The sequence below is a fragment of the Methanosarcina sp. genome (genome assembly GCF_028693135.1).
Classification (GTDB): Archaea; Halobacteriota; Methanosarcinia; order Methanosarcinales; family Methanosarcinaceae; genus Methanosarcina.
This window is the reverse complement of sequence record NZ_JAQUVZ010000010.1, coordinates 1-17895: the sequence shown is the minus strand read 5'-3', so window position 1 is coordinate 17895 and position 17895 is coordinate 1. Positions and strand designations below refer to the sequence as shown.

Annotated in this window: 12 protein-coding genes and 1 tRNA gene; all 13 read left to right on the top strand. The window is 45.2% G+C overall.

Annotation, left to right across the window (positions count from 1 at the left end; genetic code table 11):
* Positions 1-136: 136 nt before the first annotated feature.
* Positions 137-3796: a PAS domain S-box protein gene (locus PHF18_RS06775; RefSeq protein WP_300100164.1), complete on the top strand. Its 3660-nt coding sequence runs from the start codon at positions 137-139 to the stop codon at positions 3794-3796.
* 465 nt (positions 3797-4261) lie between these two features.
* Positions 4262-7045 carry a PocR ligand-binding domain-containing protein gene (locus tag PHF18_RS06770; RefSeq protein WP_300100161.1) on the top strand — a complete coding sequence of 928 codons (2784 nt, stop codon included), beginning with the start codon at positions 4262-4264 and terminating at the stop codon, positions 7043-7045.
* 567 nt (positions 7046-7612) lie between these two features.
* Positions 7613-7689, top strand: a tRNA-Lys gene (locus PHF18_RS06765).
* Positions 7690-7775: 86 nt separating this feature from the next.
* Complete coding sequence (locus PHF18_RS06760) at positions 7776-8012, top strand: DNA-directed RNA polymerase subunit H (protein WP_300100158.1); 237 nt, start codon at positions 7776-7778, stop codon at positions 8010-8012.
* Positions 8013-8168: 156 nt separating this feature from the next.
* Positions 8169-9821: a DNA-directed RNA polymerase subunit B'' gene (locus PHF18_RS06755; protein ID WP_300100394.1), complete on the top strand. Its 1653-nt coding sequence runs from the start codon at positions 8169-8171 to the stop codon at positions 9819-9821.
* 14 nt (positions 9822-9835) lie between these two features.
* Complete coding sequence (rpoB, locus tag PHF18_RS06750) at positions 9836-11650, top strand: DNA-directed RNA polymerase subunit B (RefSeq protein ID WP_300100155.1); 1815 nt, start codon at positions 9836-9838, stop codon at positions 11648-11650.
* Between the two features lie 14 nt (positions 11651-11664).
* Positions 11665-14307, top strand: a complete 2643-nt coding sequence (locus tag PHF18_RS06745; protein ID WP_300100152.1) for a DNA-directed RNA polymerase subunit A' — start codon at positions 11665-11667, stop codon at positions 14305-14307.
* Positions 14307-15506 (top strand): DNA-directed RNA polymerase subunit A'', encoded by a 1200-nt coding sequence (gene rpoA2 / locus PHF18_RS06740; RefSeq protein WP_300100391.1) that lies wholly within the window; start codon positions 14307-14309, stop codon positions 15504-15506. Before PHF18_RS06745 ends, rpoA2 begins: the two co-directional genes overlap by 1 nt.
* Before the next feature lie 247 nt (positions 15507-15753).
* Positions 15754-16050 carry a 50S ribosomal protein L30e gene (locus PHF18_RS06735; protein WP_300100149.1) on the top strand — a complete coding sequence of 99 codons (297 nt, stop codon included), beginning with the start codon at positions 15754-15756 and terminating at the stop codon, positions 16048-16050.
* Positions 16051-16070: 20 nt separating this feature from the next.
* The gene (locus PHF18_RS06730) at positions 16071-16496 is read left to right on the top strand and encodes a NusA-like transcription termination signal-binding factor (RefSeq protein ID WP_300100146.1); all 426 of its coding nucleotides are present in this window, start codon (positions 16071-16073) and stop codon (positions 16494-16496) included.
* 105 nt (positions 16497-16601) lie between these two features.
* A complete protein-coding gene (locus PHF18_RS06725) occupies positions 16602-17030 on the top strand; it encodes a 30S ribosomal protein S12 (RefSeq protein ID WP_300100143.1) in 429 nt (142 codons plus the stop codon).
* A complete protein-coding gene (locus tag PHF18_RS06720; RefSeq protein WP_300100138.1) occupies positions 17027-17596 on the top strand; it encodes a 30S ribosomal protein S7 in 570 nt (189 codons plus the stop codon). The genes PHF18_RS06725 and PHF18_RS06720 overlap by 4 nt, the downstream gene beginning before the upstream one ends.
* A 73-nt stretch (positions 17597-17669) precedes the next feature.
* Positions 17670-17895, top strand: a 226-nt coding sequence (locus PHF18_RS06715; protein WP_300100133.1) for a GTP-binding protein, incomplete at its 3' end; no start/stop codon positions are given.

Here is a 17895-nt window from a genome sequence, read left to right as displayed (position 1 = left end):
TTTTGCTGCAAAAGAATCTATTTAAAAAGAATAAACATAAAGAACATAGTGATCACTTGAGAAGCTAGCCATAACTCATTGCAGAACCTGCTTTTGAAAATAAGAATAGGATTGAAATATGCCAGGAGGGGTAGGGATGAAAGGACAGCTGAGGAAGTCCGGAATTGATATTATTGGGGATGTGCCCTGGGGGACACACTTCTGCCAGTTCTACCAGACAAAAGAAGATTTGATGGACATACTTGTCCCCTACTTCAAAGCAGGGCTGGATAATAACGAATTCTGCATGTGGGTCACGTCACAACCTCTGGATGTGGAAGAGGCAGAAGAAGCTCTTAGAATGGCTGTTCCTGATATTGATGCTTACCTTAAGAAGGGGCAAATCGAAATTATTCCCTACACTTACTGGTATGTAAAAGAGGGAAAATTCGATTCGGAAAGGATCTTAAACGGCTGGGTTGAAAAACTCACTCGGGCTCTGGCTAACGGCTACGATGGATTGAGATTGAGCGGGAACACTTTCTGGCTGGAAAAAGAAGGTTGGGATGGTTTCGTTGAATATGAGAAAGAAATAGACAACATCATCGGTAACTTTCATATGATGGCTCTATGTGCCTATCCCCTCGACAGGTGCAACGCAACCGGGATAATCGATGTAGTCATCAACCATCAGTTCGCTTTAATCAAAAGGGAAGGAAAATGGGAGCAGATAGAAAGTTCCAGGCGCAAAAAAGCAGAAGAAGAAGCTTATCAGGCTGCAAAAAACTGGGAATATACCTTTGATGTTGTGCCAGACATGATAGCCATACTCGACACTGAATATGGGGTCGTTCGTGTAAACAGGGCAATGGCGGCTAGATTAGGGATGACACCGGAAGAGTGTGCAGGTTTAACCTGTTATCGTGTTGTCCATGGGATGGACGAACCGCCCTCTTTTTGCCCTCACCGTCAACTGCTCAAGGACGGGCTTGAACACACTGCAGAGGTTTTTGAGGAGTGCCTGGGCGGTTATTTCCAGGAAAGCGTCTCGCCGTTGCATGATTCTGAAGGAAAACTCACTGGATGTATTCATGTTGCCCGTGATCTCACCGAGAGCAAACGGGCAGAGGAGGCGCTGCGCGAGGGAGAAGATCGGTTGCGCTTCGCGCTCGAAACCAGCCACACCGGGGCGTGGGACCTCGACCTGGTGGAGCATACAGCCCACCGGTCGCTCGAGCATGACCGCATCTTCGGCTACGAACAACTGCTCCCACAGTGGACCTACGAGATGTTCCTCGATCACGTGCTGCCGGAGGACCGCAAGATGGTGGACGCGAAGTTTCAAAAGGCTACGACAACACATAGCGATTGGAGTTTCGAGTGCCGCATCCGGCGCGTGGATGGTGTGGTTCGGTGGATCTGGGCAGCCGGGCAGCACCGCATGGACGCTACCGGAAACGTTCGCCGGATGGCTGGCATCGTCCAGGACATCACTGAGCGCAAGAATGTAGAAGAGGCACTGCGTGAGAGCGAGGAAAAGTACCGCAATCTCATGGAGACCGCCAACGAAGGTATATGGATACTTGACGCTGAAGCCAGGACTACGTATGTTAATGAGAAAATGGTAGAGATGTTAGGGTGCAGTCGGGAAGCAGTGATTGGCAAATCTGTACGGGATTTTGCCGATAAAGAGGGTAAAGCTATTTTCGAGATGAATATGAAAAAGAGGCGGCAGGGTATCAATGAGAGTCACGAATTCAAACTACTACGTAAAGATGGCTTGCCTTTATGGACTCTTGTAAATTCTAAAGCCCTTTTTGATAAGGATGGCAAGTTTACTGGTTCTATTAGCATGCTTACTGATATCACCAAGCGAAAAGAAACAGAAGTTAAGTTGAAAGAAGCATATGAAAATTTAGAAAAATTAGTTGAAGAACGAACAAGGCAGCTTGAGAAGGCTTATAACTCGTTGAAAGAAAGTGAAAAAGGTCTCGCTGAAGCTCAAAAAATGGCTCATATTGGAAATTGGGATTGGAATCTTGTAACTGGTGAAGTATACTGGTCTGACGAATTGTATCGTATTTTTGGACGCGAGCCTCAAGAGTCAGGTGCAACTTACGATGAACTTTTAAATTATGTACACCCCGAAGACCGGGACTGTTTGAGTAATGCCATTAAGAAAGGATTAAATGGGAAGCTCCATGGCATTGATTACAGAATTGTCCGGGCTAGTGGGGAAGAACGCGCAGTCCATGCGCAGAGCGAAGTTATTTTTGATGAGGAAAATATACCTATCCGAGTGAAGGGAATAGTTCAGGATATTACTGAGCGGAAAAAAGCAGAGGAGATGCTTAAAGAGAACGAGGGCAAATTGAAAGCTCTTTTTAATCTGCTGCCTGTTGGAGTTTCAATCACCGATAAAGAAAGAAATATCCTGGATTCAAATCTCGCTCTGGAAAGAATCCTGGGCCTCTCCAGATCAGATCTGCTCAACGGAAATTATGGAGCCCGAAAATATATCAGGTCAAATGGAACGGAAATCTCGGCCGAGGAGTTTCCCAGCGTAAGGGCTTTAAAAGATAAAGGGTCGATTCAAAGTTCTGAAATTGGGATTCTCAAGGAGGACGGCAGCATCATCTGGACGGATGTGAGTGCGACATATCTGCCGTTTTCTGATGGGCAGGTAGTTGTTACCACCAGGGACATCACCGAAAGCAAAAAAACCGCAGAAGAACTTCAAAAAGCCGAGGAAAAGTACCGTATAGTCACGGAACGGACAGGGCAGCTAGTATACGATTATAATATAGAGGGAGATGCTGCTAATTGGACCGGCAGTATCAAAGAGTGTACAGGATATACTCCAGATGAGTTTAGAAATATGAGCCTTAAGGTCTGGCTATCTCGTATTCATCCGAAAGATCTGAATCGGTACCTGGAAAATTATGACAGGTATATAATTTCTGGGGAAGCTTACAGGACAGAGTACCGTTTTAGAAAAAAGAATGAAGAATATGTTTACTTTGAAGATAATGGGATCTGCCTTAGAGACAAAGAAGGTAACGTAAACAGAATTCTTGGGGTAGTTAAAGATATTACAGAAAGAAAGGAGGCAGAAGGGAACCTTAAAACTATCGAGATTGCCCGTAAAAAGGAAATTCATCACAGGATCAAGAATAACCTGCAGGTTATTTCCTCCCTTCTAGACCTTCAGGCTGAAAAGTTCAGAGGTAGAGAATGTGTTGAGGATTCAGAAATTATGGAAGCCTTCAGGGAAAGCCAGGACAGAGTAATATCAATGGCTCTTATCCATGAGGAACTGTACAAAGGTGGGGGTTTTGACACACTGAACTTTTCATCTTATATTGAGAAACTCGCTGAGAACCTTTTCCAGACATACAGGCTTGGAAATGCCGATATCAGCTTAAGCATGGACCTTGAAGAGAATGTTTTCTTTGATATGGATACTGCAGTCCCGTTAGGGATACTTATTAATGAACTTATTTCCAATTCCTTCAAACATGCATTTGTAGAGAGGGACAGAGGAGAAATCCGAATCAAGCTCTATAGAGACAAAACCGGGGAATATAAGAAAAATAGAACCGAAAGAAAAAAAGAAGATTTTAAGACCACCAGTTTTGTTTTAGCAGTTTCAGATGATGGGGTAGGCGTACCTGAAAGTTTTGATTTGGAAAAGCCCCCCCGTCTCGGCATACAGCTGGTAGTCACCCTTGTAGACCAGTTAGAGGGAGAACTTGAATTAAAAAGGGATTCTGGAACTGAATTCGTCGTAAGGTTCAAAGCGGAAGAAAAACAGTAAAAAAAGCAGTAAGAATCCGTCTTTCGGGAAGTTATTTCTCTGCCATATTTATTTTGAAGAATAAGAACTTTTAATAATTCGTATGAAACATGCTCTGATCGTATTTTGAAATGAGCAGAGAAAATACTATATTTCGATATACAAACCCTATTTATCAAAAGTTCAAAATACAAGAATCTGGGGTATAAACAGTAAGTTAAGAAGACTGTCAACTATTATGTATTTTTTATTCTTAAGGCATCTTGGAAATCTGTTTTTCCTGAAAACGCAGGTGAATCCCTATTCCTATTTTCAAATTTTTTATTTGTGAAGTATAAATGCTACTTATTACAGATACCTTTTTAGCAAGTAGTCTCTTATTTCTATCTCAATATGGAATTTAATTCAGAATAATGCCCGATAGTAGGACAGATCCTGCTTGAAGTTAAAACACAGTCAGTTCTCAATAGCCGGAGAAGGTGTGAAATGAATCAAAAGCTGAGAAAATCCGGAATTGATATTATTGGGGATGTGCCCTGGGGGACGCATTTCTGCCAGTTCTACCAGACAAAAGAAGATTTGATGGACATACTTGTTCCATACTTCAAAGCGGGGCTGGAAAATAACGAATTCTGTATGTGGGTCACATCGCAACCTCTGGAAGTAGAATATGCAAAAGAAGCCCTGAGAAGAGCTGTTTCTGATATCGATACTTACCTGGGAAAAGGGCAAATAGAGATCGTCCCTTACAAAGATTGGTATCTAAAAGAGGGTTTTTTCGATTCGGAAGGGGTCTTAAACGGCTGGGCCGAAAAACTCAGTCAGGCTCTGGCTAACAGCTACGATGGCGTAAGGTCGAACGGGAACACTTTCTGGCTGGAAAAAAAGGATTGGAATAATTTTGTTGAATACGAGGAAAATATAGATAATGTAATTGCCAGCTTTCATATGATGGCTCTATGTACCTATTGTCTTGACAGGTGCAGCGCGACCGAAATTATCGAAGTGGTCAACAACCATCAATTCGCTTTGATCAAAAGGGACGGAGAATGGGAGCGGATAGAAAGTGCCAGGCGAAACCGGACAGAAAAGGCTCTGACCCAGAGTGAACAGCGCGCAAGGGTGAAGCTGGAGAGCATGCTCTTACCTATTTCGCCTGCTCGGAAGATAGCAGGCCTGAAGTTTGCTGATATCATTGATACCCGGGCGATCCAGTCCTTGTTGGATGATTTCTATAAGTTTGTACCCATTACTATGGCCCTGCTTGACCTCAAAGGAAACGTTCTGGTAGGTGTCGGTTGGGAGGAGATCTGTACCAGATTCCACAGGGTTCACCCGGAAACCTGCAAACACTGCATAGAAAGTGACACAAAACTATCCGCGGGGGTTGCTCCTGGCGAGTTTAAGTTGTATAAGTGCAAGAACAATCTGTGGGACGTAGCGACCCCCATCGTTGTGGACGGTCAGCATATAGGCAATATTTTATCAGGGCAGTTCTTTTTTGAGGGGGAGATTCCGGAATATGAGCTTTTCCGGGTCCAGGCCAGGAAATACGGTTTCAATGAAGAGGAATACATAGCAGCACTTGAAAAAGTTCCACGCTTGAGCAGGAAAACCATAGACACATGCATGTCTTTCTTAACGAAGCTTGCCCACATGATCTCACAGCTAAGTTACAGCAATATCAAACTGACCCAGGCGCTGGTGGAACGCGATGCCCTGGTTAACGCGCTGCGCGAAAGTGAGGAAAAGTACCGCAATCTCATGGAGACAGCCAATGAAGGTATATGGGTACTTGAATGGGTACTTGACTCTGAAGCCAGGACTACTTATGCTAATGAGAAAATAGCAGAGATGTTAGGGTGCAGTCGGGAAGCAATGATTGGAAAATCTGTACGGGATTTTACCGATGAAGAGGGTAAAGCTATTTTCGAGATGAATATGAAAAAGAGGCTGCAGGGTATCAATGAGAGCCATGAATTCAAACTACTGCGTAAAGATGGCTTGCCTTTATGGGCTCTTGTAAATTCTAAAGCCCTCTTTGATAAGTATGGCAAGTTTACTGGTTCTATAAGCATGCTTACGGATATCACCAAGCGAAAAGAAGCAGAATCCAGGTTGAAAGATGCATATGAATATTTAGAAAAACTAGTTGAAGAAAGGACAAGCCAGCTTGAAGAGGCTTATAACTTCTTAAAAGAAAGTGAAACAGGGCTTGCTGAAGCTCAAAAAATGGCTCATATTGGAAATTGGGAGTGGGATATTACAACTGATAAAGCATACTGGTCAGAGGAAATGTATACTATTTTTGGACGCGACCCTCAAAAATTAGCACCATCTTTCAACGAATATTCAAATTATATACATCCCGATGATCGAGAAGACTTTGATGATTCAGCCAAGAAAGCTATGAATGGGAAACCTTACAGCATTACTTACAGGATTGTCCTGGCTAATGGGGAAGAACGTACAGTCCATATCAAATCCGAAGTTATTTTTGATGAGAAAAATATTCCTGTTCGAATAAAGGGAATAGTCCAGGATATTACTGAACGTAAAAAAGCTGAAAAAACTCTGGTAAATTTTGAGACTGCCCGTAAAAAGGAAATTCACCACAGGATCAAGAATAACCTGCAGGTTATTTCTTCTCTCCTTGATCTTCAGGCTGAAAAGTTCAGTAACAGAGAATATGTTAAGGATTCAGAGATTATGGAAGCCTTCAGGGAAAGCCAGAATAGAATTTTATCTATGGCTCTTATCCACGAGGAACTGCATGAAGGCAGAGAAATCGATAAACTGAAATTTTCGTCATATCTTGAGAAACTCTCTGAGAACCTTTTCCAGACATACAGGCTTGGAAATGCCAATATCAGCTTAAGCATGGATCTCGAAGAGAATATTTTCTTTGATATGGACACTGCAATCCCATTAGGGATAATTGTTAATGAACTTATTTCCAATTCCTTCAAACATGCATTTGTAGAGAGAGAAAGGGGAGAAATCCGAATCAAGCTCTATAGTGACAAAACCGGAGAATGTAAGGAAAATAGAACCGGAAGAAAAAAAGAAGATTTTAAGACTACCAGTTTCGTTTTAGCAGTTTCAGATGATGGGGTAGGTGTACCTGAAAGTTTTGATTTGGAAAATCCCGTCAGTCTCGGCATACAGCTGGTAATCACCCTTGTAGACCAGTTAGAGGGCGAACTTAAATTAAAAAGGGATTCTGGAACTGAATTCGTCGTAAGGTTCAAAGCGGAAGAAAAACAGTAAAAAAAGCAGTAAGACTCCGTCTTTCGAGAAATTTGTTTATCTGTCATCTTTTTTATATTAATAATTATACTTATAATGTCCAACAATTACTTCAGTTTCCGAGAATCTTAACCTGAATTCGATTAAATGACTGATTTATCTGATAATATTTAATATTGTGATTACAGTGATACCAATTGATGCTTCATTTTTGGAGGGGTGACTGTCGGGAAAGCGGCAAGCGATTGAAAATCGGGGCAAAAGTTTCCGTCTAACCCAAATCTTTGGAGAAATAATTATAATTTTAACTTTACTTTTAAAAAAGTGAAAATAATCGTACATATAGCTTTCCAGCAGACTCAGAAAAACTTATGTATTAATTCCCAACATATTAAAAAATTTCAATAACTATTTTCTTGAATATGGGGGACAAAAGTAATCCAAGCATAAACTATAAATAGTATAGCTATAATTAGAGGGTTGCACCGGCGTAAGAGGTGCTCCCTGATGCAGCGGGGCAACAGGGTGGCATGCTAAAAAATTAGCCTTCAATGGTGCAAAATAAAGAGGTAGAGAGATAAACAAAGCGGGCCCGTAGCTCAGTCCGGCAGAGCGACTGGCTTTTAACCAGTCGGCCTAGGGTTCAAATCCCTACGGGCCCGCCATGTTCTTTATTATAACCGGCGGATAGGCCATCCGCAGGAACTATCCAGCAAGTTTTTTTAAATGCTTTATTTTTGGAGGAAAGGATTTGACAAAATTCAGCCTGCTTGACCATGAGTCAGTCCCAAAACATGAGATAATCGCAGAGGGCGAATTAAAGTCTGTTTTAAGCAAATTTTTAATTGACAAGGAACAGCTTCCGAAAATTAAAGTGCAGGATCCTGTTAGTAAAGAAATAGGAGCTGCCGTCGGAGATGTTGTGAAAATCACAAGAAAAAGTCAAACTGCAGGGGAAGCAGATTATTACAGACTTGTGATTGAGTAAGCGGGGGGGAATTAAAACCGCTTGCATGATCACATTTTTTTCACTGAACATCTTTTTGAATCCCATGCACCATCGTACGGAAAGATTCAATAACTGCATAAAGATCTTAGGATCATCGTTTATTTATTTTCATTTTAACAAAGCAAAGAGGGTGCTATCATCGCGTTAGAAAGCAGTATACTGTCGCAGGCTTATTTTACACGGGACAAGATAGTGCAGCACCATATAGACTCATTTAACAAGTTTATAGATTACGGGCTGCAAAAGATCATAGACGAACAAAGAATTATAGAGACCGACATTGAAGACACCTATCTCAAACTCGGCAAGATCCGGGTAGAGCACCCGGTGGTAAAGGAAGCAGATGGGGCAATAGAAAAACTGTACCCCAACGAAGGGAGGCTCAGGAACCTTTCGTACTCAGGCCCCCTTTACCTGGAGATGAGTGTCGTAAAAGAAGGGATAGAGTCCGATGTAATAGAAGCAAAAATCGGGCAACTTCCTATCATGATCAAATCCAAAGTCTGTAACCTTCTCGGGCTTAGTGATACTGAGAAAGTTCGCTATGGAGAAGACCCTCTGGATCCCGGGGGATATTTCATTGTCGGAGGTACGGAAAGGGTGGTCATGACCCTTGAAGACCTTGCCCCGAACAAAATCCTTGCTGAGTTCGGAGAACGTTACGGTGACTCTATAGAGGTTGCAAAGGTATTCTCTCAGAAAAGGGGATACAGGGCACTCGTTATTGTGGAAAGAGGGAGAAAATCCCTGCTTGAGGTATCTTTCCCTTCAATATCCGGCAGAGTATACTTTATTACACTTATGAGAGCTCTCGGGATAGTAACTGACGAAGATATCGTAAACGCAGTTTCAAGTGATCCCGAAATTATCAAGTTCATGCTGGAAAACCTTGAAGAAGCCGAAGTCGAAACCCAGGAAGAAGCAATCGAGAAGATTGGAGCGAGGGTTGCTGCAGGGCAGGCCAAGGAATACCAGATAAAAAGAGCAAACTACGTTATTGACAGGTATCTTTTCCCTCACCTTGGAAACGATATGAAAGAGAGGCCCTCAAAAGCCCATTTCCTGGCAAGAATGGCTGAATCCTGTTTTGAGCTTGCACTTGGCAAGCGTACTGAAGATGATAAGGACCACTATGCAAACAAGAGGCTGAAACTTGCAGGCGACCTTATGGAAGACCTCTTCAGGGTATCCTTCAACAGGCTGGCAAGGGATATAAAGTACCAGCTCGAACGTGCAAACATGAGGAACAGGGAACTTAATGTCGCCACAATTGTAAGAGCAGATGTCCTGACTGACCGCTTGCAGCACCCTCTGGCAACAGGAAACTGGGTTGGAGGAAGGACCGGCGTTTCCCAGCTTCTTGACCGGAACGACTACATTTCTACCCTTTCCCACCTGCGCCGTGTAATTTCACCGCTTTCCCGTGCCCAGCCACACTTCGAAGCTCGTGACCTGCACGCAACTCAGTGGGGACGGCTCTGTCCTTCCGAGACTCCTGAAGGTCCAAATTGTGGTCTTGTGAAAAACTTTGCACAGATGGTCGAGCTCTCCACGGGAATCGAAGAAGTAGGGAATATAAAGAAAATACTCTACGACCTTAATGTCGAAAAAATAGTTATAAGAGTGCCCGAAATCCCGGCAAAAATAAAAGAAATATTACTCGATGAATTCGGGGAAGAGATCGTTGAAGAGTTTGAAGAAACTCCGGAACCCGAAATCAAATACAAAGATGATGACTTCTACGATTATTCAGATACGGATGACTCCGGATCAACGTTCGGTGACTGAGGGGTTGATGTCAGATGACTAAAGCAAAAGTATTCATAAATGGAGAACTCGTCGGGACTCATGACAACCCTGCGGAACTTGCAGAAGAGCTTCGAAAGATGAGGCGGCAGGGGTTCATATCCAGGCAGGTCAACATAGCTCTTAACGATAACACCAGGGAATTAATTATAAACTCCGATATGGGGAGGGCAAGAAGGCCTCTCGTAGTTGTAGAAAAAGGAGTTCTGAAGGTAACGGAAGAGCACATACAGAAACTGAAGAGCAAAGAAATCACCTATGACGACCTTGTAAAAGAAGGCTGTGTGGAGTATCTGGACGCAGAAGAGGAAGAAAACGCTTACATTGCACTCTATGAAGCTGACATTACCTCCAAGCACACTCATATGGAGATAGACCCCGAACTTATGCTGGGAATCTGTACCGGAATGGTTCCCTATCCGGAACACAATGCTTCTCCGCGTAACACAATGGGCGCAGCCATGATCAAGCAGTGTATCGGAGTATCCACAGCAAACCAGAAGCTCAGGCCGGATACCCGTGCCCACGTCCTCCACTACCCGCAGAGGGCGATGACAAGGACAAGGACTTCCGGATCAATCGGTTTTGATGACCGGCCTGCAGGCCAGAACTTCGTGGTTGCAATCCTTTCATATGAAGGGTATAACATTGAAGATGCTCTGATTTTCAATAATGGTTCAATCGAGAGAGGGCTTGGAAGAAGTCATTTCCTCAGGACCTTTGAAGGGGAAGAAAGGAGGTATCCTGGTGGGCAGGAAGACAAGTTCGAGATTCCTGACTCTGAATACCGTGGAGCACGCAGCCCTGATGCGTACGCAAATCTTGACATCGACGGGCTTGTAAACCCTGAGACCCCCGTAGGTCCCAACGATGTGCTTATAGGAAAGACAAGTCCTCCGAGATTCCTGGAAGAGCCTTCCGATTTCGGAATTGCAGTTGAGCAGAGGAGAGAAAGCTCTATTACTATGCGATCCAACGAAACAGGGATTGCAGACACTGTCATTCTTACAGAATCCATTAACGGGACCCGCCTTGCAAAGGTAAAGGTAAGGGACGAGAGGATCCCGGACATCGGAGACAAGTTCGCTTCCAGGCACGGGCAAAAAGGTGTTATTGGCTTAAAAGTCCCGATTGCTGACATGCCGTTTACGGAATCAGGCCTGACTCCGGACCTGATGATTAACCCGCACGCAATCCCTTCACGTATGACTGTAGGGCACGTCCTGGAAATGATTGGCGGAAAAGTAGGTTCCATGGAAGGCAGAAGAGTGAATGCAACAGCCTTCTCTGGAGAAAAAGAAGATGACCTTAGAGAAGCCCTGAAAAAGCACGGCTTTGCTCACACCGGAAAAGAGGTCTTCTACGATGGAACAACCGGCAGGATGATCCCTGCAGATGTCTTCGTTGGTGTGATTCTTTACCAGAAACTCCACCATATGGTCACCTCCAAGATGCATGCCAGGTCCCGCGGACCTGTACAGGTGCTCACCCGCCAGCCGACTGAAGGCCGTGCAAGAGAGGGTGGTCTCAGGTTCGGTGAAATGGAGCGTGATGTACTGGTAGGGCACGGCGCTGCCATGTCCCTAAAAGAAAGATTGCTGGACGAGTCTGACAAAGTTGTGGAACTTGTCTGCTCGCACTGTGGAATGATTGCAACGTTCGACAAGCAGCGGAAAGTTTCATTCTGTTCGGCCTGCGGTGCTGACACGGATATATACCCTGTTGAGATGAGCTACGCGTTCAAGCTATTACTGGACGAGATTAAGTCCCTCGGGGTTGCTCCCAGGCTTAATCTTGAAGATGCTGTATAAGGTGAGGTGGACATATGGCAAACGTACCTCCTATTCCAAAAAGAATTGCTTCTATCAAATTCGGTTTATTGTCCCCGAAGGAGATCCGTAAGATGAGCTCAACGCCCATCATTACGGCTGACACTTACGATGACGACGGATTTCCAATTGACATGGGGCTTATGGACACGAAACTCGGGGTTATCGACCCCGGGCTTCGCTGTAAGACATGCTCCGGCAGGGCAGGCGAGTGTCCCGGACACTTCGGGCACATTGAACTTGTTGCCCCTGTTGTTCACGTTGGTTTTAACAAAGTAATCAGAAAACTCCTCAGGGCAACCTGCAGAAAATGCAGCAAGATTCTGCTGGACCCGGCCCAGAAACAGCATTTTCTGGATCAACTCCTTGCAGTTGAAGGAATCGGGCACATGCCTGATGATCTCATTAATGAGGCATATAAAGAAGCCAGCAAGGTAAAGAGCTGCCCCTACTGTAATGAGGAACAGCTCGATATCAAATTCGAAAAGCCCACCGAATACCTGGAAAACGGAGAGAAGCTGACCCCTACCGAGATTAGGGACCGCTTTGAAAACATCCCGGACGATGACATAATGGTTGTCGGGATGGACCCGAAGAATGCAAGGCCAGAGTGGATGATCCTTACAGTCCTGCCTGTGCCTCCTGTTACGGTGCGCCCTTCGATCACTCTGGAATCCGGGCAGCGCAGTGAAGACGACCTGACCCACAAGCTGGTAGACATTATCAGGATCAACCAGAGATTCCAGGAGAACAGGGAAGCAGGAGCTCCACAGCTTATCATTGAGGACCTTTGGGAGCTTCTTCAGTATCACGTTACTACATTCTTCGATAACTCGGTTTCAGGAATACCCCCTGCGAGACACAGATCAGGCAGGCCTCTTAAGACTCTTTCCCAGCGTTTAAAAGGTAAAGAAGGAAGGTTCAGGGGGAGTCTGTCAGGTAAGCGTGTTAACTTCTCTGCCCGTACCGTTATCTCTCCTGACCCGAACCTGAGCATAAATGAAGTCGGTGTCCCCATGCCCATTGCACGGATTTTGACAATGCCATCAGTGGTAACCCAGAGGAACATCGAACATCTCAAGGTCTATGTAAGGAACGGCGAAGACGTTCACCCCGGGGCAAACTATGTGCTCAGGACCGACGGCAGGCGTATAAAGGTAACCAATATGAACAAGGACGACCTTGCCGATAAGCTGGAATTCGGCTGGGTTGTGGAACGACAGTTAAAAGATGGTGACATTGTACTCTTCAACAGGCAGCCTTCTCTGCACAAGATGAGTATCATGGCCCATTCCGTGAAGGTTCTGCCTAACAAAACCTTCAGGCTGAACCCTGCGGTCTGTCCTCCTTACAACGCTGACTTTGATGGGGACGAAATGAACATGCATGCCCTCCAGACCGAAGAGTCAAGGGCCGAGGCAAAGATCCTCATGCAGGTTCAGGAAAACATCATCTCCCCGCGTTTCGGAGGTCCCATTATCGGTGGGATTCACGATCACATTTCCGGGCTTTTCCTTCTGACCCGTTTTGAAAACCATATTACCAGTCACGAGGCTTACGATCTTCTGAGGAGGAGCCGCGCACGCAACCTGCCCGAACCGGCGGGTCACGACGACGATGGAAAACCTTTCTGGACAGGAAAACAGATTTTCAGTCAGATCCTGCCTGAAGGACTTAATATGGAGTTCACAGCTCAGGTCTGTGCACACTGTGATACCTGTAAGAAAGGGGACTGTGTAAACGATGCCTATGTGATAATTCGGAACAGTGAACTCCTTATGGGCACAATAGACGAAGCGGCTATTGGGGCATTCAAAGGAAAAGTTCAGGACCGTATTATCAAGGAAATAGGTCCCGAAGTCGGGTCTCGGTTCATAGATGATATGACCAAGCTCGCAATCCGGGCGATCATGCGTACAGGTCTGAGTTTCGGAATAGCTGACGAAGATATTCCTAAAGAAGCCAGAATCCAGATCAATGAGGTCCTCGCTAAAGCTGAAGACGCTGTGCAGAACCTTATCAAATCGTATCTGAATAAAGAGCTTGAACCCCTTCCTGGAAGAACCCTTGATGAAACAATTGAAATGAGCATCATGCAGAAGCTCGGAAAGGCCAGGGACGAGACCGGTGGAATTGCAGACAGCCACATGGGGCTTGAAAATTCGGCAGTTATCATGGCGCGTTCTGGAGCGAGAGGTTCCATCCTGAACCTTACCCAGATGGCAGCCTGTGTTGGCCAGCAGGCAGTGCGTGGAGAGCGCATTCGCAGAGGGTACTCAGGCAGGACTCTGACCCACTTCCAGGTAGGTGACCTGGGATCGGATGCCCACGGGTTCGTTAAGGCAAGTTACAAGAGCGGGTTAAGCCCGACGGAGTATTTCTTCCACGCAATCGGTGGTAGAGAAGGTCTTGTGGACACTGCAGTCAGGACATCACAGTCAGGGTACCTGCAGAGGAGACTTGTCAATGCGCTCCAGGACCTGGAAGTCCAGTATGACCTCACGGTCAGGGACACCAGAGGTGTGCTTGTGCAGTTTAAGTACGGGGAAGATGGGATTAACCCAACAAAAAGCGACTTCAGCAAACCCGATACTATTCACAGGATTGTTCGTTCCGTGGTAGACAAGAAGGTGGCATGATGAGTATTAGTGAAGCTACTATCGATAGCATGATAAAAGATCTGCCTTTTCCTTCTAGCACATTGAATGCCCTGAGGGAAGATGTCCTCAAAGCCGGGGTAAGCAAGAAGGAAATGGAAGAGATCATAGAAAAGGCAATGGAAGAATATGAGGTCTCATGCATCGAACCCTGTGATGCTGCAGGTGTGGTTGCAGCCCAGTCCATAGGGGAGCCAGGCACTCAGATGACCATGCGTACCTTTCACTACGCCGGTGTGGCCGAGATTAACGTTACTCTCGGTCTGCCTCGCCTGATAGAAATCGTAGATGCCCGGAAAATTCCGAGCACTCCGATGATGACAATCGCCCTTTCCAAAAATGATCCTGAAGATTATGCTTATCACAGGGAAAAAACAAGAGCACTTGCCTGGGAAATTGAAGCGACAAAAATAGACCACATCGCTGACGTGACCACTGATCTTTCCCAGATGAAACTTATAATAGACCTGCACGAAAAGGCAATGGAAGGCAGGAATATTACAATAGACCAGGTGAAGGATAAGTTCAATGAAGAGTTGAACGTGCTGGTCAACATTTCTCCTGATATAGATAACCAGATTGTTATCACTCCGGGAGAACCTTCTTACAGAGAACTGCTCCAGCTTGCAAAAAGCATCCACAATGTAACCCTCAAAGGCATAGAAGGGATCAAGAGAGTGGTGGTCAGAAAGGAAGGTGAAGAGTACACCCTGTATACAGAAGGCTCAGCTCTGCGTGACGTACTTCAGTTTGAAGGGGTAGACAGGGCCAGAACCAGCACAAACAACATTAATGAAATCTATGAAGTGCTGGGAGTCGAGGCTGCAAGAAATGCAATTATCAAGGAAGCCACAGATACCCTGCGTGAACAGGGACTTACCGTGGATATCCGGCATATCATGCTTGTAGCAGACATCATGACCTGTGACGGAGAAGTAAAACAGATCGGCAGGCACGGAATTTCAGGTGAAAAAGCCAGTGTATTTGCCCGTGCAGCTTTTGAAGTTACAGTCAATCACCTGCTGGATGCAGGGATGCGGGGAGATGTGGATAAGCTGGAGGGTGTCACAGAAAATATCATTGTCGGTCAGCCTATTCGCATGGGCACCGGAGACGTGCATCTTGTAAGCAGAAAGACGGGAAGAGTTGAACCTGAGGAAATCAAAACAGAAGAAGAATGAAGGGAAAATCTCCGGGTTTAACCTATAATTATTTAAATATATAACCTGATAGAAGACCAGTTCAGATCAGGTATACATTACCTTTAACAAACTTCACCAAATCCTGCTGTAGAAACTTGAGTCCGCGAGGCTCATAACCAGAAAATTGATATAAGGCATCAGGTATTTAGAGTACCATATACTCACCAAGCTTGAAATCTTTATTTAGAATGAGAGAGCGTAGACGAGTTAATTTGAGACAGAGTTGATGAAAATGAAGATCAATGTTGATAAATCTCTTATCAAGGCTGTGAAAACAGGAAAAGTAATAGTTGGAGCCAATCGGACCATGGATGCAGCAGCAGACGGCTCTGCAAAAATGGTGGTTCTGGCATCAAACTGCCCCGAAGACATTAAAATGAAAATTAAGGAAACCAATGTCCCGGTCCTGGAATTCGGAGGCACAAGTGTAGAACTCGGGCCCGTATGCGGGAAGCCCTTTACGATTGCGGCCATGGCAATCCTCGATGCGGGAGAATCGGATATCCTGGCAGCCATAGCTTGATAAAAAGGAGTTGCAACGTCTTGGGTGAAATAAGACTTACTGCAGATAGCATCCAGTACATTGCATTGTTTGAAAACATGACCCGAGCCAAAATACTTGACTGTATTCCGGAAGAGGAAAGGCTCGTGTATGTTGTAAAGCAGGGCGATATGGGGCTTGCAATAGGCAAAAACGGAGAGCATATTAACCGTGTTAAAAAAGCCCTGGACAAACCAATTGAGCTTGTGGAGTATTCTGAGGATCCTGTGACCTTTATAAAGAATGCCTTCGGACCGGTATCCGTAAGTTCAGTAAGCCTTACAACCAAAAATGGCAAGCGATTAGCTTATGTAGAGGTACCCAATAAAGAGAAGGGGCTTGCCATCGGTCGCAACGGCAAGAACATAGAGAAAGTGAAGATGCTTGCCCGTCGTCACCACACTATAGAAGATGTGATCCTGCAGTAATACCCTTAATTTACGTTGATCCATTAATCCGGCGTTGAAGGACAATTCTGGCATTTAATGCCACAATAGGAAACTGTGATCAATTTTTAACTGGAGAAATTTACAATGGCTAAAGGAAAATTTGCAGCTAATATTCTAAAACAAACCAGGAAAGATGCCCGCTGGAAAGATAACTACTACTGCAGGCGTGTTCTTGGTCTTAACGTGAAAGCTGACCCTCTTGGTGGTGCACCGCAGGGTCGGGGTATAGTATTAGAGAAAGTGGGAGTCGAAGCCAAACAGCCGAACTCCGCAATCCGAAAATGCGTAAGGATCCAGCTCATTAAAAACGGGCGTCAGGTAACCGCATTCTGTCCTGGAGACGGTGCAGTAAACTTCATTGATGAACACGATGAAGTTACCGTGGAAAGGATCGGAGGCCGCATGGGTGGTGCTATGGGTGACATTCCCGGCGTACGTTTTAAGGTAATTGCCGTAAACAACGTGTCCCTGAACCAGCTGGTCATCGGCAGATTGGAAAAACCCAGGAGATGATTTTTGTGTATAAAATTTTCGGCAAATGGGACACAACGGAAGTTGAAGTCAGAGACCTCGGAATTAAGCGCTACGTCAGCCTTACTCCGGTAATTGTTCCACACAGCAGCGGAAAGCATGCCAGGCAGCAGTTTAACAAATCCGATATTTCTATTGTTGAACGCCTGGCAAACAACCTGATGAGGACTGAAATCAACAGCGGAAAGAAACAGGTAACCCTCCGTGCAGTTGAAGAAGCTCTGGACATTATAAACAAAAAGACCCAGCAGAACCCTATCCAGGTTCTCGTGGAAGCCATTTCCAATGCTGGTCCCAGAGAAGAAGTGGTCAGGCTGAAGTACGGCGGGATCTCCGTTCCAAAAGCAGTTGACACTGCACCTCAGAGGCGTGTGGACACTTCTCTGCGCTACATCAGCATGGGAACAAAGGCCGCAGCTTTCAAATCCAAGCGCACTGTCGCAGAATGTCTGGCAACTGAAATCATAGGCGCTGCAAACCGCGATACTAAATCTTTCTCTATCAACAGAAAGGATGCAAAGGAAAGAGTTGCAAAGGCAGCACGTTAATCAATTATGCGGGTTGCACCGATTTAAAATGAAATTCTATTACTAAAATTATATTTTTTTAAAAGGTATTAGCATGGGACGAAGGAAGAAAATGGTCGAGCGCGTAACGACGCTCATGAATGAACCAGAGAAAATCCGAAATATTGGTATCGTTGCGCACATTGACCACGGAAAAACCACATTATCGGACAACCTGTTAGCAGGCGCCGGCATGATTTCAAAGGAACTTGCCGGAAGACAGTTATTCATGGACTCCGATGAAGAGGAACAGGCAAGAGGTATTACAATCGATGCCTCTA

Excerpts from the sequence above, each read along its gene's own strand:
- PHF18_RS06775 (WP_300100164.1), top strand. The coding sequence starts at position 137 with ATGAAAGGACAGCTGAGGAAGTCCGGAATTGATATTATTGGGGATGTG.
- PHF18_RS06770 (WP_300100161.1), top strand. The coding sequence starts at position 4,262 with ATGAATCAAAAGCTGAGAAAATCCGGAATTGATATTATTGGGGATGTG.
- rpoB (WP_300100155.1), top strand. The coding sequence starts at position 9,836 with ATGACTAAAGCAAAAGTATTCATAAATGGAGAACTCGTCGGGACTCAT.
- PHF18_RS06745 (WP_300100152.1), top strand. The coding sequence starts at position 11,665 with ATGGCAAACGTACCTCCTATTCCAAAAAGAATTGCTTCTATCAAATTC.
- rpoA2 (WP_300100391.1), top strand. The coding sequence starts at position 14,307 with ATGAGTATTAGTGAAGCTACTATCGATAGCATGATAAAAGATCTGCCT.
- PHF18_RS06735 (WP_300100149.1), top strand. The coding sequence starts at position 15,754 with ATGAAAATGAAGATCAATGTTGATAAATCTCTTATCAAGGCTGTGAAA.
- PHF18_RS06725 (WP_300100143.1), top strand. The coding sequence starts at position 16,602 with ATGGCTAAAGGAAAATTTGCAGCTAATATTCTAAAACAAACCAGGAAA.
- PHF18_RS06720 (WP_300100138.1), top strand. The coding sequence starts at position 17,027 with ATGATTTTTGTGTATAAAATTTTCGGCAAATGGGACACAACGGAAGTT.